Source organism: Cytobacillus oceanisediminis 2691 (assembly GCF_000294775.2).
Taxonomy (GTDB): Bacteria; Bacillota; Bacilli; order Bacillales; family Cytobacillaceae; genus Cytobacillus; species Cytobacillus pseudoceanisediminis.
This window is the reverse complement of the sequence record NZ_CP015506.1, coordinates 4691367-4705051: the sequence shown is the minus strand read 5'-3', so window position 1 is coordinate 4705051 and position 13685 is coordinate 4691367. Positions and strand designations below refer to the sequence as shown.

Genomic DNA, 13685 nt, shown 5'->3' with positions numbered 1-13685 from the left:
CTTCAATCCGTCCAAAAGGTTAAAGAACAGCCTTTTAACCGGCTCGTCTTATGCTTGAGGCCCGCAGGATGCGGGTCATGCAGACGTTGCCACAGGACGTGGAGGTTTTAGTCTGCGTTCCTTTAAAAGCGGGCGCCTTCCGCTTTTCTAATGCTCTCCAGCTCCAGCGCCTACCCCCTCGAGGTCACAAGCCAATCCTCCCAAAAAGGCAAAGGACGCCTTTCCGTGAGGCCGGTCTTGTGCTTGTCGGGGGTGGGCAAGGCGCTTCCGCATTTCTAGTAGCCCACTCAAAATGCGGACATCTGCATATTAAATAGAGAAGGCATTGAAAATTAAGGAGGTTACCCTGCATGTATTATTATAGAGGCCCATATAGAAACGGGGGCGAAAGGTTCTTCTTTTTAGGAGCTCCTTTTGTCGGCGGCCTGCTCGGCGGTTTCCTGGGAGGGGGGCTGGGAGCAGCATTATTTGCTCCCCGTCCATTTTACGGCCCTCCGCCGCCATTCTATGGCCCGCCAGCTGCACCATATGCTCCTTATGGCGGAGGCGGATACCCTGGCTATGGACCATATGGAAACCCTTATTATCGCTGAACAGGTAAAAGCTCTCTTGATTGAGAGCTTTTTTATTTATGTTTTCTTACATCCATCTCAGCTTTAATGTAAGATCACAGCATTTCTGGGAATCCTCCTTATCAGACTCGAAATGGAGGCTGAGCCCGTCAGGTGTATAGGACACCGCAGGAATTTGGGAAATTCCTGTTGATTTTATCATTTTTTCGACTGCATCCTTTTTTGACTGCTGAGCGGCTGACATCAGTTCATAAGAAAACTTTTTTGACTCTGCCATATTTACAAGCAATGTACTGGCGTCCCTCATGAGGACTTCCATTTTTTTAGCGGAGCTCATGAACATTTGAGGATCGACAGCTGGAAAGGTTCTATAGAAATGGACAGGATGATAATAAGACTGATATGCATGCGGATAATTCCAGCAGTTTTGAAGCTGAGGGTTGTATCCAGGCTTTGGGTAGCGAAAATAATAATAGGGGTACATCCGGATCTGCCCCTTTCGATTAATAATTAATGCACGCATTCCCAATATATGAAACGAAGGCTTTTCCTATGAGAAAACAAAATGAAATGCTTTCTCGCAAAAATGTGGCTTGCACCCTGCATAGATAAAATGGGTTTGCATAAGGTGCATTAGAAAGGCAATTTTTATAAGGATTGATCTAATTAGAAAAGGGGTAAAAGAACCGCATGAAGAATATATTAGTGTAATGAATATAAATAAGTGAGCACTGCTTACATAGATGGGAGGCCCCGGATGGAACTGGAACTGATATTGGAAATTATTGAGAATAACGGATATTTGGGGCTGTTTCTTTGGCTTTGGGTAGGGGTCTTTATTTTTCCTGTGCCAAATGAATTGATCGTGATGACTGTTGGACTTTCTTCCTCTTTAAAAACACTTCACCCTGTGCTTGCTTTCATTGTCATTTATCTTGGCATCCTGGCTGCACTGTCAACCTGTTATACAATCGGACGTTTGATCGGCAGGCCATTGCTGAAATACTTTCAAAAAAGTAAAAGAATGTCTAAAACGATTGATGCTTCTTTAAAACTAATGGAGAAGTATCATGCCTTTTCCCTCTCCTTCAGTTATTTTGTTCCGGGTATCAGAAATTTCCTCCCTTTCTTATACGGCTTCAGTAAATTGCCATTTAAAAAATTCGCTTTGTTTGCATATAGCGGCGCCCTGTTATGGCTGTCTGTGACTTTTACGATCGGCTATGTATTTGGAGATCATATTGATGCCATCATCAAACATGAAAAAGAATTACTGCTTAGCCTGGCAGGCTTGACTTTGCTCTTCCTCATTTTTCGCTTCACCAGAAGAAAGCGCGGGAAGGAGCAAGAAAAACTGCATGATCAGGGGTTGGGACTTTAAATATAAAAAGGCAGCCTGGAAAGCTGCCTTTTTTTATTTAATACTGATTGCGGTGCTCTACCAGGTCGATGGCTCCCAGTACAATATGGGCGAGCCCGAAACCAACGATGGTATCTGATAACATGTTATTGGTTCTGCGGTTTTGTTTCATTGCATATCCAGCCGCAGTAACAGCGGTGCCGAGAACAGTTGGAATTAATCCTTCGCGAACGCGATTCATGACGGTCACCTCTTATTTTTTGATTGTCCTACAGGACATACATAGTTTGTTCTTATATAATGAAGTATAGTATGACAACATTTTACATATGGAAAGGGGATAGGGGAATGGAGTTGAAAGATACATTAATCGAAACACTCGGAATGGAAATTGTGTCACTTGAAAAGGGCCGTGTAGTTGCTACCATGCCTGTTGATGAACGCACCCGCCAGCCGTTTGGCCTGCTGCATGGAGGGGCGTCTGTCGCCCTTGCGGAAACTGTTGCAAGCATAGGAGCTTTTGAACTTTGCGATAAAGAAGCGGAATCTGTTGCAGGGCTTGAAATCAATGCCAACCATATACGTGCTAAAAAGGATGGAATTGTAACGGCTGTCGCAACAGTGCTGCATCAGGGAAGAACCACAATGGTATGGGATATCAAAATAACGGATGAAAATGACAAGCTGATATGCACATCCAGATGCACAATGGCCGTAATAAAAAGAAAATAAAAAATAACAAAACCGCAAGAGGATTTCTTGCGGTTTTCCATTTATTGTTCCTTGCTGCCTGCCTTTTTCATATGTGGTGCATCTTTTAAGTCATCCTGTACACTTTTATCCCATAGCTCTACACCGGAGTTATAAGCTGCCCGGGCAATTAAATGCCCGGCTACAGGTGAAGTCATGAAGATGAATATAATTCCGAGCAGCACTCTGGAATTGAAAAAGCCATCTTTAACATAAAAGAACAGCAGGGCTCCGAGCAGAATGGACATAACCCCCAGTGTAGCGGACTTTGATGCGGCATGGTTCCTGGTATAGATATCAGGAAGCCTGATAACACCATATGCTGCGACAAGGCTTAAAAAGGCTCCCAAAATAATCAGCACAATAATGACAATATTAGCGATCTCGTTCATTTTCGATAATAACCCCCTTCTCCAGATATTTAGAGAAGGCTACGGTCCCTATAAAGGCAAGGATCCCGATCAGAAGGATAACCTCCACAAACGCACTTGTATTAAGGGCGATAGAAATCAATGCAACAATTGCAACAAGATTTATGCCAATAGCATCAAGTGCAACCACACGGTCTGGTGTGGTCGGCCCTTTTATCACTCTGTAAATCAAACCGATGGTGGCAGCCGAAATGATAAGGATGGCACTTAGAACAATAGTATTCAGCATTACCGGCTCACCTCCAAGATTGCTTTTTCAAACGAGTTCCTGATTGAATCAATGGTTTCCTCTGCATCTTCAATATCAATTGCATGAATGTAAAGAATCTTATTATCCGGGGAAACGTCTACAACCAATGTCCCCGGAGTCAGTGTGATCAAATTCGATAGTACTGTAATTTCCCAGTCCTTTTTTAGGACAGTGGGGTAGGCAAAAATGCCTGGCCGCATATCAAGCTTGGGTCTTAACAATACTTTGAGCACCCCGATGTTCGCTAAGATAAGCTCTTTGATGAAAAGAAACAAAAGATTGATTACCGCCACAACTCTTAATAGATAAAAGCGTGAATCGAAAAATCTTCTGAAAGTAAAGATGATGAGCAGGCCAAAAAGGTATCCTTTAAGGAACGCAACCGGTTCGTATGATCCTGTTAAAAACATCCACATAAACCCAAGGAACACATTTAATAATATTTGAAATGCCATACTCAATACTCCTTTAAAACTGCTTCAATATATATTTCTGGATTTGCAAGAGTTTCAGCAGCCTGTAAGATATACGGATAAACATACTCCGAGCCGGCTCCGTAGAAAACGGCAATGACAACAAGGATAACCGGGGCAATCATCATTTTGCCGACAGGTACTTTGTCTTCCCCTTTATAGGCGCGAGGTGTACCCCAAAAGCCATTAATGAAGACTTTCATGATTGAGAACAGCACAAGAAGACTGGACATTAAAACAATCCCTGCTCCCCAGTAATGTTCTGCTTCGAAACCGCCTTTAACAATTAGAAGCTTTCCAACAAATCCGCTTAACGGCGGGATTCCCGCAAGAGCAAGCGCTGCGATGAAAAAGGTCCAGCCCAGACCAGGATAGCGCTTGATCAACCCGCTTATCTTATGCAGGTTGCTTGTACCGGCTATCGCTATAACGATGCCGGCAAGTAAAAATAGAGCCGCCTTAATAATCATATCATGAATCAAATAGAAGATGGACCCGGTAAGGGAATCAGTCGTCATCGCTGATACTCCAAACAAAATCGCCCCTACAGCAATAATGATATTGTAGATGATAATTTTCTTAATATCCCAGTAGGCAATTGCTCCAATGACTCCGGCGATGATCGACATAACCGCCAAAAAGCTCAAGAGCTGATGGGTAAAGCCAGTATCATGATAAAAGAACAACGTATAGGTTCTTGTAATGGAGTAAACTCCGACTTTTGTCAGCAGCGCTCCGAATAAAGCCAAAACAGGAGCAGGCGGCGCATAGTAAGAGCCCGGCATCCAGAAATATAAAGGAAAAATGGCTCCTTTCAATCCAAATACGATTAAAAACAGCACAGCAATCACTGTAATGATTCCAGGGGGATTCCCTTGGCTGGCTTCGCTGATGCGGACGGATATATGCGCCATATTGAGTGTTCCAACAACGGAATAAAGGTAGGCTACAGCTATAACAAACAGAGCGGAAGATATAACGTTTACAAGGATATATTTAATGGACTCCCTAAGCTGTGCCTTCTTTCCTCCCAGTACAAGCAATACATAGGAAGCCATCAGCATAACCTCAAAAAATACGAAAAGGTTGAAGATATCTCCTGTTGTAAACGCACCGTTCACGCCAACAATTAAAAAGTTGAAGGCAGCATAATAGTAAAACTTCTCTCTGGCTTCCCCAATGCTCCAAAATGAATAAATCAAGCATAGAAATGCTATTATACTGGTTGTCAGCACCAGCAGAGCTGACATCATGTCAGAAACAAGCGTGATCCCAAACGGAGCCTCCCAGCTTGAAACATCCAGCGTTTGTATCCCGTCAACTCGAACCTTCTGAACCAGCAAGGCAGAAAAAATGATTGCAATCACTGATGAAATGCCTGCAATCCACCTTTGCAGCATAATTCTCTTAGCGGCGAAGATGAGAAGGACACCCGTAACTAAAGGGATCAGGATGGGCAATATTAAAAAGTTAATCATTTCCTTCAGTTCCTCTCATTCGATCCATATTATCAGTGCCAAGCTCCTGGTAGGCACGGTATGCCAGTACAAGGAAAAACGCAGTGACCCCGAAGCTGATTACAATTGCCGTCAGGATAAGAGCCTGGGGAATCGGATCGGTATAGGGTGCTTTTTCGCCCAGCAGCGGGGCAGATCCTGTTTTTAAACCGCCCATCGTTAATATCAGCATATGTGCCCCATGACTTAAAAGACCGGTTCCGACAATAATGCGAAGCAAGCTTTTTGACAGCATGAGATAAGTAGCTGACATAAATAAAATACCAATTACGAAAGCCATTAATATTTCCATTATTCATCCTCCCCTATCGTTTGAATAATGGTCATCGTAACGCCAACAACAACCAGAAAAACACCCAGGTCAAACAGTGTAGCTGTATGGAGGGAAGTGTCCCCCAGGACTGGCAAGTCAACATGTCCAAAAGCATGGGTAAGGAAAGGGACATTAAATAGCAATGCTCCCGCCCCTGTACCAATTGCAAATAGCAGTCCAACTGCAATCATGTGAATATAATTGACAGGAAGGATTTTTGAGACAGTTTTCATGTCAAAAGCCAGCAGCAGCAGAACGATTGCCCCCGATGTCAGCAAACCGCCGACGAATCCGCCCCCCGGTGTATAATGACCGGCAAAAAAGATATGGATAGAGAAAAGAACAATGAGAAACAAAACTACTTTCGTAGCGGTCTGCAGAATAATATCATTTGTTTTCATTTTTCTTTCCTCCTTCCAGGCGAAGTTTAATCATAGCGAAAATTCCAAGGGCTGCAATTCCGAGAACCGTAATTTCAAACATGGTATCAAAGCCCCGGAAATCAACAAGTATTACGTTTACCATGTTTTTCCCGGCTGCTTCCTTATACGTATTCTCGACGTAATATTGCGCAATGGAAGGAAACATCTTATTGCTGTGGGCAGATAGGGCAATCAGCGTGACAATCGCACCCACCCCGACAGAAATAAGGGCATTCGTCATTTTAAATCTCATCCGCTCCTCATGCCGAAGCTTAGGCAGATGGTAGAAAGCAAGCAGGAATAAAGAGACAGAAATAGTCTCGATTACAAGCTGTGTTAATGCAAGGTCAGGAGCACGGAAAATAACAAAGAACAATGAAACGGTATATCCGACTGCCCCCAGCAGAATGATGGATGTCATTCTGGATTTTACAAAAAGAATGGAAACAGATGCAGCAGCGATGACTAATGCCAGCAGAACCTCCGCATAATGGATGTCGGCCACATGCTCCGTGTCAAATTTAAACGCATCTTTCAGAACCAGTGTGGTAGCCAAAGCTACAATGAAAAATGAAAAAATATACACAAGATAGGTTCTGATGAATCCGTTCATATATAATCTTGTTAAGTTGAAGGAAGCCCTCTGTGATACTTCCAGCATAGAATCGTAAAAACGATTTAGCGCCAATTTCTCAGGGAAAAGATTATACACACTTCTCCACTTCGGCAGAGTGACAAAAAGCAGAATTCCCAATGTAATAACACCCAATGTCATAAACAATTCAGGCGTAAATCCATGCCAGAAGTATATATGAGTATCATACACATACCCTTCAACAGGCATGATGGCGGCCTGTGCAGGAGAGATGAGCGTGTTTGAAATAATATTAGGGAAGAAACCGATAATGATCACTAGTGAAGCCAGGATAATGGGTGATATTAGCATACCGATTGGAGCTTCGTGCGGTTTCTTTTCTAATTGTTCAGGCTGGAACTTGCCTGTGAACGTTTTGAATACAAGAATCATGCTGTAAATGAACGTGAATACACTTGCCACCCAGGCAAGAACAGGGAACAAGAATCCCCATGTATCCAAATTTAATATATCCATTTCCAGAACACGGACCATTCCTGTGAAGAACATTTCTTTACTTAAGAACCCATTAAAAGGCGGAAGCCCGGCCATAGAAAATGTCCCGATGACCGCCAAAGTAAAAGTAATCGGCATAAAGTTCATCAGACCGCCAAGCTTGCGGATATCACGGGTGCCGGTTTCATGGTCTACGATTCCAGCTACCATAAATAGACTTCCTTTAAAAGTGGCATGGTTAATCAAATGAAAGACAGCAGCTGTAGTGGCAACCGTATAAATACTGTCTTCTACTGTTTCGAAGTGAAGTGCTGCAGCACCAATGCCGAGAAGGGACATGATCATCCCCAGCTGGCTGACCGTTGAGAAAGCCAGGATGGCTTTAAGGTCAGTCTGTTTGACAGCTGAGAAGGAACCCCAGAATAATGTTGTAATGCCAAATCCTGCAATGAGCCAGAGCCAGAGCGAGTGCTCCGCAAATACCGGACTCATACGTGCAACTAAATAAATGCCTGCTTTAACCATTGTTGCCGAATGAAGATATGCGCTGACAGGTGTTGGAGCTTCCATGGCATCCGGCAGCCAGATGTGAAATGGAAATTGTGCAGACTTGGTAAAGGCCCCAAGCAAAATGCAAAGCAAAGCAGGAACAAATAATGCATGTGAAAATATCTCATCTGATTGAGCAATAATTTCGGAAATGCTGAAAGTACCAGTCATCATATAAAGAAGTATGATGCCTCCAAGCATAGAAAGACCGCCGAAAACCGTGATGATCATCGACTTCTGTGCACCATATCTTGATTTCTCTCTGTGGTACCAGTACCCGATTAGCAGGAATGAAGAAAAGCTCGTAAATTCCCAGAAAGTATAAAGCACAATCAAGTTATCCGAAAGGACAACTCCCAGCATAGCCCCCATAAATAGAAGCAAGTAAACATAGAAGGTGTTCAGTTTTTCTTTGTTTTTATCCAAGTAATAGATGGAATACAGAACAACTAAGGCTCCTATTCCGGTGATCAGCAAAGCAAAAAGCAAACCAAGTCCGTCTACTTTTGCCGTGAAATCGATCCCAAGAGCGGGAATCCATGCAAAAGATTTTGTGACGGATTGCTGATTGGAGGTGATGGATAAATAAGAGATAAAATAACTGAATAAAAGGATTGGCAGAGGAAGTACGAACCAACCCGTATGTATCTGCCTAAACAGCTTGTACGCAATAGGCACAAGGATGGCAAGCAAAAATGGTGAAATTATTGCCAGGTGAAGCAGAGACAAAACATTACCCCCTTTTAAATTAATTGTTGTTACTCGAAAAAGTATCCTAGTATGCAGCTTGATGTAGCGGCTATATGGCTTCTAACAGTTCAGTATATTTAGAAAACTGTATTTTTCCTCCGCAGCATGTATAAAACTTTTTTCGCAATACGTAAAGCGCTTAATAAAAGTTTTTCCACCTTCCCCCATATTATCCAGCCAAGGGAGGCAAGACAGGCGTGCCATAATCATCATTACTATCCGCTCATGCACCTCAGAACAAATTATAACCTAAAAATAAAGTCTGTGCATTCTTCAAACCCTTATCAGTAAAGGATTTATCCATTCTTATTAAATAGGTAGAAACACGAATTAATCAGGAAAAATTTTTTTGAAAAAATGTCTCCCAAAACAGCATTTTTGTATAAAAAAACATTAATTTACGCACACTACTCATAGGTGGTGTTGTGTATGATTAAGCATAAAATTTCAGCAGCCATTACAATCTTTGCCCTTCTGTTTGCAGGCGCCTGGATATTGGACCACCAAACCAAAAGGGAATTCTATATTCCGGCAGACGAAGAAGAAGTGGTCGAATTATTACCGGCAAATTACGAAATGGAAGCTGAAAATAAGCAAAAGCTGAAGGTGTTTGAACCGAGAGAATATGTGAGGATACAGACAGCATCATAAGAAAAGCGGACTCCCCTCGAGGGGCAGGCGCTCCTCCCAAAAGCTGCCGCTTTTAGTAGTGCGATGATAAAGCTGGCTAAGCGTTCCTTTTGAAGCCAGACAACAAGAAGAGGATGAGAAATGGCTCATCCTCTCTTACTGCTGTTTTAAAGTTTACTTTGGCCGCGGTTATGAAAAATCATGATGAATAGAGGGACCGTAATGATGAAGGAAAGAAAGAATAAGAAGAGAAATTTGGAGAAGGGCGTAATATTTTTTTCAATATCGTCCGCATACATTTCAAAAAAATCCCTGATTGATTCATTGCCGAGCACATTGGATGCTGTCAGGAATTCATTTTTGTCATAATCATAGTAAAAGAAATCTTTTTTCTTAAAAATAAATAAGCCATCTCTTTTTTGTTCTAATTCCAAAAAAACAATGCCAATGTGAGATGAATATTCTTCAGTTTCCTCTTCATTTTCTGATGTTTGCGGGTCATCAGGTGTAACAATCTTTGTTACTTGCCCCTGCATCCCGTATGCATCAATGACTGAAAAGGAGTCTTCGCTGTAATAATGGATAGTGCTGCGAAGCTGTTCTTCAAGTATGTCCTCGAACTCTTTTTCAGCATCAGCAGCTTTTGCAGGCATAAGGTACTGAACTGACAGCAATACGGCAAACAAAAAACAGCATATTCCTTTTTTCATTTCCTTCCCCCTTTTTCTCTATTTAATGCAAGATTTACTAGAATATGGTTTATGTCTATGCTAGGAAACACTAAAATATACAGAAGGGATAAGCTGTTGTAAAAATTATGAAAATCACTGATAATAGATAGCTAGAGTAAAGAAAGACAAATATGGATGGGGAAAAATGAAAAATACATATCTGACGAGTTATTTTCCGCTTTTGGCGATTATTTTGTTTAGTACTTCTCTGGCATTAAAAACCCAGATGGAATTAGTTTATTTTCTGAAAAAGACAGGAATTTTCCAGGGGATGCTAGAGTTCTTTTCAGAAGGCGGCGTAAAGCTGTCACTGACGGTCCTCCTCCTGGTCCTTTTTTTTATGGTGTTTGCAGCCTTGAAATTGGTGGCAGATACGATCAATGGACTGTCACTTCTGTTCTTTTCTAAAGATCTGGAAGGGGAAAGTCTGACAAAGTCGAGGCAAGGTTCGGCCATCTATTTTATTGGAGGCGCTTTGTCGCTTCTGAGTTTATTCAGTTATATCGGGATTGCCATCCTTTTTGCGGCCGCTACCTTTATTTATTTCAGTTACTTTGTTTATAAAGCCAGTTCTTCATTGACTGCATCCGGCATTGCTGGTGTGATTTTTTTTCAGGTTATGGTCTGGTCTTCTCTTTTAACAGGAATACTCTATCTTTCTTTGAAAATACACAACAGCATCATGGCAAGTCTGCCGATATAGTAAAAGGAGGCCGCAGTAAAGGGCCTCCTTTAAAGTAAACATATCATTTTAATCAGACATTATATCCTTCCAAATCAGCAGCTGGGGAGAAGCCGATTCGATAGAAGCCAGATTTCCGGGCCGATCCTTTCCAACCCAGACACCTGCTGTATACTGGCCAGTCAAGCCCACAAACCAGAAATCATGATAGCCATTAGTGGTTCCTGTTTTGCCGCCGGCATATCCAATTGGCAGACGTGCTTTCCGTGCAGTGCCGGATTGAACGGTCCTGGCCATTAAATTCCTCACTTTTTCTATCGTTTTTTCGCTCCAAACCTGCGTTTTAGAATCATCCCAGCTATAAAGCAATTTTCCTTTCAGGTTAGTGATTTTACGGATGGCTCTTGCCGGCTGGTAATAACCATCATTTGCAAACACAGTATATGCTGATGTGAGTTCAAGCGGTGTCATCCCGTATGTAAAACCTCCTATAGCTGCAGAAAGGGCATGATCCTTATCTGTAACCTTTTTAAAACCAAACTTATCTAAATCACGAAAACCATTTTCAATTCCAATGTCGTCCAGCAGTCTTACTGCAGGTGTATTATACGAATAAATAAAGGCTTTTTCGAGTGTTGTCGATCCATAGCGGGCACCGCCATAATTCTGGGGGCAATACCCATTTTTGCAGAAAGGTCCTGCATTCACTTGATCATGAATGGCTGCGCTGGTGTGCTCAAAGTATGGTGCATAAACAAGCAGCGGCTTAATAGCGGAACCGGGCTGTCTGTATGCCTGGAAAGCTCGATTAAAGTTGTATTTCTTATAATTCTTTCCGCCTGCAAGCGCTGTTATTTCATGTGATCCATTATCTATCACGGCTGCTGCACCTTCCACATCCTTGTAGGACAGGCGCTTATTAAGGGAATTTGCAGCCTTTTCCTGAAGGGCAGGGTTCAGGGCAGTTTCAATGATTATGCCTTGCTCCATTATTTGGGATATTCTCTTATCAAGCTTGGCGCTCAATGATGCTTTTTCCTGCTCTCCTGCTTTTAGGAGCTTATCCTGATAGCCTTCTTTAACAGAAATTAATTCACGCAGCTCCGCTTCTACATATGAAACATAATCCGGATATAAATCTATTCTTTGTTTGACCTGAAGCTGAATCCGTTCACTTTTCATCTTCTCTGCTTCCTTAGGCGAAATCAGCTGCTCTTCCTTTAATTGATCAATCAGCCGCTCCTGCCTTTCTTTTGTATGGTTAAAGTGTTTCATAGGATCATATAAAGATGGGTTGTTTGGGATGGCAGCCAAAAAAGCTTCTTGAGCTTTGGTCAGGTCTTTGGCGCTTTTTTTAAAATAGAGCTGGGAAGCAGCCTCAATTCCGTAAGCTCCATTATGGAAATAAATTGCGTTAATATACAATTCCAGAATTTTTTCTTTGGATAATTTCCTCTCCAGTTCATATGCATATAGGAGTTCACTGAGCTTACGGTTATAGGATTGTTCATGATTCAGAAAGATATTACGAGCCAGCTGCTGGGTAATGGTGCTGGCCCCCTGTTCAATATCATCCGATTGGATGTTGATGGCCAGGGCACGTCCAATGGCAGCAACATCGAATCCGGCATGGTCATAAAAGTGCTGGTCCTCCGCTGTGATAAAAACATCCTTAAGAAAAGGGGAAATGTCACCTGACGATAGGCTGATTCTGTTTACCGGATGATCCATTTCAGAGATTACCTGGCCGTTGCCTGCTTTAATATAACTTGTCTGGGGCAGGCTGACTTCTTTTATTTCAAGCTTTTCATCCAGCAGCTCATGAAATCCCTGAACCTTTTGCGATTCAGCAGAGACAGCAAATACCAGTAAAGAAAAAATAGGAAGCAAGAGAATGATGATCATAAATCCAGACCAGGAACGCAAAGGAATCCGCCTCCGTTATTTTAAACTTCTATCCTATTTTTCGGCTTTTTTTCTGAGGAGTTAAGCTTTTTTTAAGAAGGCAGACGCTGCTGAAAAATTCCGGCTTAAATGCAATTTACTCAGAAAATTGAAATATTTCATGCTATAATATAAGAAATTATGTGCGTGAATTTCTAATGGAAAGCAGGTGAAAACATGGGGGAGGAACACCAATACCTATTTATTGATTTTGAGTTTACCATGCCTGAGAAAGGCAGTGCTTTCAGAGGGTTTTTTCCGGAAATTATCGAAGCGGGAATTGTATCAGTCATCGGCAATCAAGTTTGTGAAGAGTTCTCTTCATATGTAACTCCCGTCCGGTTTCCGAAATTGTCCGAGCGCTGCAAATCCTTTCTGCATATAACACAGGAACAGGTAGACCAGGGCATCGATTTTCTTGAACTCGTGAAAAAAATGATAGATATGAACAGAAACCGTCCATGCACGATTGTTACGTGGGGAAATATGGATATGAAGGTGCTTAGAAATAATTGTACCCACGCTGGAGTTGACTTTCCGTTCAGAGGCAGGGAAGTGGATCTTTCGATGGAATATAAGCGTTTCTTCGGGGATCAAAACCAGACAGGATTATGGAAAGCCGTTCAGGAATATGGCAAGGAAGGAACAGGAAAACATCACCGGGCTTTGGATGATGCCTTAACGACTTACAATATTTTCAGATTGGTAGAAAAAGATAAGAAATATCTGCAGAAGCCGGAACCTACTACTATTGGCGATCGGGTGGACTTCTCGAAACTGTTTAATAAATTTGCCTGACAAGCCAAATCCATCAAAATGATTTGGCTTGTTTTCATTTTACTTAAAATAATCCTTTTCCAATGAGTCAAGATTCCTTATGCTTTGTTCTGCCCAGGGAGAAGAATCTCCTTCCAGCTCCGTTCTCATTTTATCCAAAGCTATTTGCAGCGAATCCTTATAATCTGGTATTTCTTCACTAAAGGGCTTTACCATCTGCTTAGGCACATTGGTCTGCTCTCTGTATGCAAGCGCGCGGCGCTCATGGAAAAGCATCACGTCCGCCTCTTTAGGATTATGCAAGTCGCCCTGCATTGGATGCTTTAAGACCGCAAGCACTCTGACCAGGTAATGCTGTGGCCGGATGTCTGTAACTTCCCCGATATACTTGCCTGTTTTATAGATGGCTGTTACTCTATCGCCGATCTTTACTTCTGCCAATCT

Annotated in this window: 18 protein-coding genes; 6 read left to right on the top strand and 12 right to left on the bottom strand. The window is 42.2% G+C overall.

All coding sequences use genetic code 11. The annotated features are described in order from the left end of the window. The first annotated feature begins 350 nt into the window (after nt 1–350). Nucleotides 351–593, top strand: coding sequence for a hypothetical protein (locus A361_RS23595; protein ID WP_019380049.1), 243 nt, complete (start codon nt 351–353; stop codon nt 591–593). A 46-nt stretch (nt 594–639) separates the two neighbouring features. On the opposite strand, the gene A361_RS23590 is transcribed toward A361_RS23595, so the two are convergent. Further along, the gene (locus A361_RS23590) at nt 640–1095 is read right to left on the bottom strand and encodes a hypothetical protein (RefSeq protein ID WP_236887931.1); all 456 of its coding nucleotides are present in this window, start codon (nt 1093–1095) and stop codon (nt 640–642) included. Between the two features lie 234 nt (nt 1096–1329). Between A361_RS23590 and A361_RS23585 the strand changes: the two genes are divergently transcribed. Next, entirely contained in the window at nt 1330–1953 is a 624-nt protein-coding gene (locus A361_RS23585) for a DedA family protein (protein WP_009331662.1), read from the top strand. A 37-nt stretch (nt 1954–1990) separates the two neighbouring features. Here A361_RS23585 and A361_RS23580 read toward each other — a convergent pair whose 3' ends face one another. Then, nucleotides 1991–2173 carry a hypothetical protein gene (locus tag A361_RS23580; RefSeq protein ID WP_009331661.1) on the bottom strand — a complete coding sequence of 61 codons (183 nt, stop codon included), beginning with the start codon at nt 2171–2173 and terminating at the stop codon, nt 1991–1993. Between the two features lie 107 nt (nt 2174–2280). Here A361_RS23580 and A361_RS23575 point away from each other — a divergent pair, with 107 nt between their 5' ends. Beyond that, nucleotides 2281–2664, top strand: coding sequence for a hotdog fold thioesterase (locus A361_RS23575; protein ID WP_019380050.1), 384 nt, complete (start codon nt 2281–2283; stop codon nt 2662–2664). Nucleotides 2665–2705: 41 nt separating this feature from the next. On the opposite strand, the gene mnhG is transcribed toward A361_RS23575, so the two are convergent. From mnhG to A361_RS23540, 7 genes are read right to left on the bottom strand one after another with little or no spacing between them, the layout of a single operon-like run. Further along, nucleotides 2706–3074: a monovalent cation/H(+) antiporter subunit G gene (gene mnhG, locus A361_RS23570; protein ID WP_009331659.1), complete on the bottom strand. Its 369-nt coding sequence runs from the start codon at nt 3072–3074 to the stop codon at nt 2706–2708. Then, the gene (locus A361_RS23565) at nt 3058–3342 is read right to left on the bottom strand and encodes a Na(+)/H(+) antiporter subunit F1 (RefSeq protein ID WP_009331658.1); all 285 of its coding nucleotides are present in this window, start codon (nt 3340–3342) and stop codon (nt 3058–3060) included. The genes mnhG and A361_RS23565 overlap by 17 nt, the downstream gene beginning before the upstream one ends. Further along, entirely contained in the window at nt 3342–3818 is a 477-nt protein-coding gene (locus tag A361_RS23560; protein ID WP_009331657.1) for a Na+/H+ antiporter subunit E, read from the bottom strand. The genes A361_RS23565 and A361_RS23560 overlap by 1 nt, the downstream gene beginning before the upstream one ends. 2 nt (nt 3819–3820) lie before the next feature. Next, nucleotides 3821–5314, bottom strand: a complete 1494-nt coding sequence (locus tag A361_RS23555; RefSeq protein ID WP_019380051.1) for a Na+/H+ antiporter subunit D — start codon at nt 5312–5314, stop codon at nt 3821–3823. Continuing rightward, entirely contained in the window at nt 5307–5645 is a 339-nt protein-coding gene (locus tag A361_RS23550; protein WP_009331655.1) for a Na(+)/H(+) antiporter subunit C, read from the bottom strand. The genes A361_RS23555 and A361_RS23550 overlap by 8 nt, the downstream gene beginning before the upstream one ends. Further along, nucleotides 5645–6067: a Na(+)/H(+) antiporter subunit B gene (locus A361_RS23545; protein ID WP_009331654.1), complete on the bottom strand. Its 423-nt coding sequence runs from the start codon at nt 6065–6067 to the stop codon at nt 5645–5647. The genes A361_RS23550 and A361_RS23545 overlap by 1 nt, the downstream gene beginning before the upstream one ends. Then, complete coding sequence (locus A361_RS23540) at nt 6054–8456, bottom strand: Na+/H+ antiporter subunit A (RefSeq protein WP_019380052.1); 2403 nt, start codon at nt 8454–8456, stop codon at nt 6054–6056. The genes A361_RS23545 and A361_RS23540 overlap by 14 nt, the downstream gene beginning before the upstream one ends. Before the next feature lie 450 nt (nt 8457–8906). Between A361_RS23540 and A361_RS23535 the strand changes: the two genes are divergently transcribed. Beyond that, nucleotides 8907–9128 carry a hypothetical protein gene (locus tag A361_RS23535; protein WP_019380053.1) on the top strand — a complete coding sequence of 74 codons (222 nt, stop codon included), beginning with the start codon at nt 8907–8909 and terminating at the stop codon, nt 9126–9128. Between the two features lie 146 nt (nt 9129–9274). On the opposite strand, the gene A361_RS23530 is transcribed toward A361_RS23535, so the two are convergent. Then, nucleotides 9275–9817: a hypothetical protein gene (locus A361_RS23530; protein ID WP_019380054.1), complete on the bottom strand. Its 543-nt coding sequence runs from the start codon at nt 9815–9817 to the stop codon at nt 9275–9277. Between the two features lie 166 nt (nt 9818–9983). On the opposite strand from A361_RS23530, the gene A361_RS23525 reads away from it, so the two are divergent. Next, nucleotides 9984–10541, top strand: a complete 558-nt coding sequence (locus A361_RS23525) for a DUF5366 family protein (RefSeq protein ID WP_009331650.1) — start codon at nt 9984–9986, stop codon at nt 10539–10541. A 48-nt stretch (nt 10542–10589) separates the two neighbouring features. On the opposite strand, the gene A361_RS23520 is transcribed toward A361_RS23525, so the two are convergent. Beyond that, complete coding sequence (locus A361_RS23520; RefSeq protein WP_236887930.1) at nt 10590–12425, bottom strand: transglycosylase domain-containing protein; 1836 nt, start codon at nt 12423–12425, stop codon at nt 10590–10592. A 216-nt stretch (nt 12426–12641) separates the two neighbouring features. Between A361_RS23520 and kapD the strand changes: the two genes are divergently transcribed. Further along, nucleotides 12642–13262, top strand: coding sequence for a 3'-5' exonuclease KapD (gene kapD, locus A361_RS23515; RefSeq protein ID WP_009331648.1), 621 nt, complete (start codon nt 12642–12644; stop codon nt 13260–13262). A gap of 39 nt (nt 13263–13301) precedes the next feature. Here kapD and A361_RS23510 read toward each other — a convergent pair whose 3' ends face one another. Further along, on the bottom strand, nt 13302–13682 hold the full coding sequence (locus A361_RS23510) for a kinase-associated lipoprotein B (RefSeq protein ID WP_009331647.1): 381 nt from the start codon (nt 13680–13682) through the stop codon (nt 13302–13304). Nucleotides 13683–13685 lie beyond the last annotated feature (3 nt).